The sequence below is a fragment of the Photobacterium kasasachensis genome (assembly GCF_050336885.1).
GTDB lineage: Bacteria > Pseudomonadota > Gammaproteobacteria > Enterobacterales > Vibrionaceae > Photobacterium > Photobacterium kasasachensis.
This window is the reverse complement of the sequence record NZ_JAKJSH010000062.1, coordinates 1-1016: the sequence shown is the minus strand read 5'-3', so window position 1 is coordinate 1016 and position 1016 is coordinate 1. Positions and strand designations below refer to the sequence as shown.

General features: G+C 47.5%; 2 tRNA genes and 2 rRNA genes. All 4 read right to left on the bottom strand.

Annotation, left to right across the window (positions count from 1 at the left end):
• Nucleotides 1-238, bottom strand: a 23S ribosomal RNA gene (locus tag L4D19_RS30275); the annotation flags it as partial.
• A gap of 347 nt (nucleotides 239-585) precedes the next feature.
• A tRNA-Ala gene (locus L4D19_RS30270) sits at nucleotides 586-661 on the bottom strand.
• A gap of 44 nt (nucleotides 662-705) precedes the next feature.
• Nucleotides 706-782, bottom strand: a tRNA-Ile gene (locus L4D19_RS30265).
• Between the two features lie 74 nt (nucleotides 783-856).
• A 16S ribosomal RNA gene (locus L4D19_RS30260) occupies nucleotides 857-1016 on the bottom strand; the annotation flags it as partial.

Below are 1016 nucleotides of genomic sequence, written 5' to 3'. Positions count from 1 at the left end.
GCCGGAATCTCGGTTGATTTCTGTTCCTCGGGGTACTTAGATGTTTCAGTTCCCCCGGTTCGCCTCGCAACGCTATGTATTCACGCTGCGATACCTGCTTGTGCAGGTGGGTTTCCCCATTCGGAAATCCCAGACTCAAGTGGCTCTTACTGCCTAATCTGGGCTTAACGCAAGTTAGTACGTCCTTCATCGCCTCTGACTGCCAAGGCATCCACCGTGTACGCTTAGTCACTTAACCATACAACCCCAAGGAGTTTTTTTATTTTCACTTTTCAAAAAAGTGAAGACAAAAGCGTATGTTCAAACAACCAAGGTTTACGTCTCTCCTTCTCTACATGAAAGAGCAGGGAGACATTGGTTTTTCGCCGGACTCTACACAAGACACTTGAATGTGTTTGCTTGAGAACTCGTTCTTTATCCCTTCTTAAATAAGAAGTTATAAAAAACATTTTAATTGAATCTAACGATTCAATTTACTAGTCAGCTTTCCAGATTGTTAAAGAACATGTGTTTCGTTATCTCCGAGGAGATCGAAACCACTTTTTAAACACACTCACTTCTTTTCCAAGAAATGCGCTTAAAGAGTGGTGGAGCTATGCGGGATCGAACCGCAGACCTCCTGCGTGCAAGGCAGGCGCTCTCCCAGCTGAGCTATAGCCCCAACGTACCGAAAGACTTTACACACTTTTCTCTGGGAGGAGAAAGTGGTGGGTCTGAGTGGACTTGAACCACCGACCTCACCCTTATCAGGGGTGCGCTCTAACCACCTGAGCTACAGACCCAAGTCTTTTCACGTTCTTTTACATTTTAACCAGGCAATCTGTGTGGACACTGCATCAAACAAGCAGTCTATCGTTAAGGAGGTGATCCAGCCCCAGGTTCCCCTAGGGCTACCTTGTTACGACTTCACCCCAGTCATGAACCACACCGTGGTAAACGCCCTCCCGAAGGTTAAGCTATCTACTTCTGGTGCAGCCCACTCCCATGGTGTGACGGGCGGTGTGTACAAGGCCGCC